Origin of the sequence: Kineococcus glutinatus (assembly GCF_039542765.1) — a bacterium.
Classification (GTDB): Bacteria; Actinomycetota; Actinomycetes; order Actinomycetales; family Kineococcaceae; genus Kineococcus_A; species Kineococcus_A glutinatus.
Genome location: NZ_BAABIL010000606.1, coordinates 1 through 3,624, shown reverse-complemented (window position 1 = coordinate 3,624; position 3,624 = coordinate 1). Strand labels below are relative to the sequence as shown.

The 3,624-nt window shown below is 75.6% G+C and carries 3 protein-coding genes; all 3 read right to left on the bottom strand.

Going from position 1 to position 3,624, the window contains the following annotated elements:
• A partial coding sequence (locus ABEB16_RS18915) for an FAD:protein FMN transferase (protein ID WP_345713760.1) occupies positions 1–830 on the bottom strand: 830 nt, incomplete at its 3' end.
• Positions 830–1,117 (bottom strand): hypothetical protein, encoded by a 288-nt coding sequence (locus ABEB16_RS18910; protein WP_345713759.1) that lies wholly within the window; start codon positions 1,115–1,117, stop codon positions 830–832. The genes ABEB16_RS18915 and ABEB16_RS18910, both read right to left, overlap by 1 nt.
• Before the next feature lie 135 nt (positions 1,118–1,252).
• Positions 1,253–3,553 carry a maltose alpha-D-glucosyltransferase gene (gene treS / locus ABEB16_RS18905; protein WP_425560255.1) on the bottom strand — a complete coding sequence of 767 codons (2,301 nt, stop codon included), beginning with the start codon at positions 3,551–3,553 and terminating at the stop codon, positions 1,253–1,255.
• Positions 3,554–3,624 lie beyond the last annotated feature (71 nt).

Below are 3,624 nucleotides of genomic sequence, written 5' to 3'. Positions count from 1 at the left end.
ACCCCGCCCCGCACGAGCGCGGCGGTGCTCGCGGTGTTGGCGGCCGCGCAGCTGGCCGCGGCCACCGACGCGGTGCGCCACACCGGAGCCACCGGCGCCAGGGTGCGCGGGTCGAGGACGTGGTGCAGCTCGCGGGTGCCCATCCGCCACCGCCGCGACAGGGTGCTGGAGGTCGCCAGCGCCGCGCCCGGTGGGAGGGCGACGACGCTGGCCGGCTCCTGCGGGCCGTCGCTGACGAGCACGTCCCACCAGCCGCCGGGGGCCGGCCCGGCGGTGGCGATGTCACCGCCCAGGGACACCAGCACCCCGCACCCGAGCGCCTCGTGCACCGCCGCGGCGCAGCGGTCGGCGGCCACCGCCTTGGCCGTGGCGCCGAGGTCCAGCCGGGTGCCCGGCGGCAGGGTCAGCTCCCGCCCGCGCAGCCGGACCGCCCGCCAGTCGTGCCGCACGCGCGCGACGACCCGCACCGGCACGCCGCGCACGGCGAAGCGGTCGACGTCCCGGTCGTAGCCGAGGGCGCACATGGCGTCGGCGAGGGTGGGGTCGACGTCGCCGCCGGTGCGCTCGGCGGCGAGCAGCGCCTGCGCGACCAGCTCGGCCAGCAGCGGGGAGACCTCGACGCCGGTGCCCGCGCGCCGCTCGACGGCGGCCAGCTCGGAGTCGTCGCGGAAGCGGCTGCAGGCCGCGTCGACGCGGGCGAGCTCGGCCTCGACGATCGCGCGGGCGTCGGCCAGCTCGGGGGGCGAGGTGACGACGAGGCGGGCCAGCGTGCTCCACACGTCCCACTGCGCGGTGCCGGGCCCGAGCGGCAGCAGCTCCTGCAGCGGCATCAGGACCCCCCGGAGGTGGCGGCGGCGGCGCCCGAGCCGGCGGACACGCCCGGGTCGGACGCCCACGACCCCGAGGACGACCCGGCGGTGCCGTCGCCGCTGGTCGTGCCGTCGCCGCTGGTCGTGGTGCCGCCGCTCGTGGTCGTGCCCGTGGTGGTGCCCGTGGTGGTACCGCTCGCGGCGGTGCCCGCGGCCACCACCGCCACGGCGCTGACGAGCGCCGCCGCCCCCAGGCCGACCGCCCGGGTGTGCGCCCGCCGCGGTCCCGGCGCCGGTGATCCGCCCACGTGTCCCCCTCCCCCGCCCCGGCGCCGCCCGCCGGACACCCGCCACGGTGCCCGGCGCGGCTGGCAGCCGGCTCCCGCCGGGCTGGGCGTCCGCTGTGGACCGGCGCCCGGCCCGGCGGACCCGGGCGGGTGCGGCTAGGGGGTGAGGAGGCCGCGCACGTCGTCGACCCCGCCGTCCTCGCCGGTCGGCGGGCGCAGCAGCAGGAAGAGACCCGCGTAGGGGCCGAGCCAGACGCCGAAGCTCTGCAGGTCGTCCACCCAGCCGATCTCGCCGCCGGTGCTGGCGTCCACGACGGCCAGCCGGGGCGTGAACGCCTCCGAGTGCACCGTGCCCTCGATGGTCTCGCCGGTGAAGTTGAGCACCGTGACCTGCACCGGGGCGTCGGCGCGGGTGGCGTCGCCGTCGTCGAGGCGGTGCACCATCACCAGCATCCCGGGGTGGGCGACGGCGGGCACGTCGATCTGGCTGGCGCAGGCGATGCCGTGCTCGCGGCGGGTGGCGAGCACGGCCCGCAGGCCCGCCACGAACGACGTCTCCGACTCCAGCTGCTCCGGCAGCGACCCGTAGAGGGACCGCCCGCGGGGCATGCCCGAGGCCGACGTCCTGGCCTCGGGGGCCACGTCCATGAGGTCGTGCGCACCGCGGTGGACCCAGCGGGTGTCACCGGTCTCGATGAGCTCGCGGACCTGCTCGGCCGGCACGGGCAGGGTGCCGGTGAGGTCCCAGCCGGACAGGGCGAAGACCCCCGGCTGCCAGGCGTTGAACATCGCCATCAGCAGGTGCGCGCGGCGGATGTTCTCGACGTGCTCCTCGTCGATGGCGTCCAGGGTCGTCAGACCCTGGGTGGCGGCGATCACGGACGCGGTGGTGCAGGCGATGCCGTTGGTCGTGAAGACCAGGTTGTAGTCGGCGGCCTCGCCCGTCAGGTGCCGCAGCAGGTCGGCGCGGACCGTCTCGGCGAGCTCGGCACCCGTCACGTCGCGGCCGCGGAAGCGGTAGGTGTCGGCGCAGTGCAGCGTCGCCCAGTGCACGAGCTCGTAGGTCAGCTCGTCGTGGTTCTGCAGGGCGTGCACCAGGGTGACCGGCTCCACGCCCGTCTCCAGGCTGGTGCGCAGGGTGAGGCGGAGGAACTCGGTGTCCCCGGTGGCCAGCGCGTGGTGGTAGGCGGGGCGGTTGACGAAGTCGTAGGACAGGTCCGCGCCCACCCGGCCGGTGTCGCGGATGTCCTCCATCGTGAGGTTGAGCTCCTGGAAGGTGAACCCGCCCACCTTGCGGACCATGCCGGCGATGACGTGGTTGGCGGCGTGCGAGAGCGGGTGGCCCTCGGACCAGGCGGGCAGCCCCTCGGCGCTCTTCTCCACCCCGAGGAAACCGTTGGCGTCCAGCCGCAGGCCGTGGGTGCCGAGGTCGCCGAGGGAGTGCAGGGCGTCGCCGATGACCAGGCGCATCCCGGCGAAGGTGGGGTCCAGCCAGTTGATCGAGGGCTGGCCCTGCTTGAAGTAGTGCAGGTACACCCAGCGGCGCACGGTGCCGTCGACGCCGGCGACGGGCGCGGTGGCGCTCCAGTTCGTCTCCTTCACGCCGGGGGCGTAGAAGATGACCCGCTGCAGCGCGCCGATGATGTAGCCGCGGTCGGCGAGCTCCTTCTCGGCGACCGCGTCGAGGTTGACGGCGTCGCGGCCGGCGGGGACCTCGGGCAGCAGGTGCCAGTCCTCCTCGGGGATCTCCACCATGTGGTAGATGCCCGGGTACTCCCGGTAGGCCATCTCCGCGAGGCGGAAGTCGGCGCCCTTGCCCGTGTGACCGGGGACGATGTCGTCGATGACGCTACCGCCGTGGGAGTCGGCGACCTCGCAGACGCGGCGGAACTCCTCCTCCTGGCCGAACAGCGGGTCGATGTGGGTGCTGATGCGGTCGAAGTGCCCGTCGACGCTCGGGGTCTCCTGCCAGCCAGACAGCCCGCCGGCCCGCTTGACGGGGCCGGTGTGCACCGCGTCGATGCCGATCCGCTGGAACGCCTCCCACAGCGCGTCGCTGCCCAGCGCGCCGAGGAAGGACTCCCCCGGCGCGGTGATCAGCGAGATCGGGTACGCCGTGAACCACACCGACGCGGTGGCCAGCGCCCGGCGGGCGTCGGGGCGGGCGTAGGGGTTGCGCCACATGCTCGGCTGGCCGGACAGCTGCCTGGACAGCACGTCGGCGTCGGCGAGCATCGACTGGCCGACGAGCCACTGCACGTAGGTCGGGTTGGACCCGTCGGCGGCCCGGGGGTCGGCTGCGCGGCGCGTGCCGCCGCGCAGCTGGGCCCGCGGCCGGAGCCGCTGGGGACGGGCGGGGTAGCGCTGCTCGTCGTAGGTGATCTGCGCCTCGGCTGCCTCGGGCGCCTCCGCGCCGTCGGTCCGGTCACCGGCGGCGGTGGTGTCCTGCTGGGTCACGGGTGGGCCTCCTCCTGCCTCCGCACTGGTCTAGCAGCACGGCGGCCATTCGGCTCACCCGGAGCGCCCGG